Raw genomic sequence first — 362 nt, 5'->3', positions numbered from 1 at the left:
CCGGTGCCGGTTTCGCCGATGATAAGCACCGTCGCGTCGGTAGGCGCAAGGCGAACCAGTATCTTCTGAAAGGCCTGTGAGGCGGGGTCGACCAGCGACGGGCCGGTTACGGTAAGTTCTGCGTTGAGCATCGTGAGTCTCCAGCTGATTTCTTTAAGGACGGTATCTTTTGCCGTCGTGATTTGCCAGAGGGGGACGCGGGCGCTTTGTTGCCATTGCGGCAGTTTTGGTCGTCCGGGTGTTGCATCTGCAACAGATTTCAACCACCCGGATTTAAATTAACTCAATGATAAATATGGTTATTTAATTTTTTGAAAGCTGGCACAGATTTCGCTTATCTCTTTATAACTGACTTAAATAAC

At 49.7% G+C, this 362-nt stretch carries 1 pseudogene; it reads right to left on the bottom strand.

The features are described from left to right. Positions 1-131: pseudogene (locus LZ634_RS22510) on the bottom strand (sigma-54 factor interaction domain-containing protein); the annotation flags it as partial. Between the last annotated feature and the right edge of the window lie 231 nt (positions 132-362).

Source organism: Kluyvera intermedia, from assembly GCF_021440345.1.
Lineage (GTDB): Bacteria > Pseudomonadota > Gammaproteobacteria > Enterobacterales > Enterobacteriaceae > Kluyvera > Kluyvera intermedia_A.
Note: the sequence above shows the minus strand (reverse complement) of the source record. Positions and strands in the feature narration are given on the sequence as shown.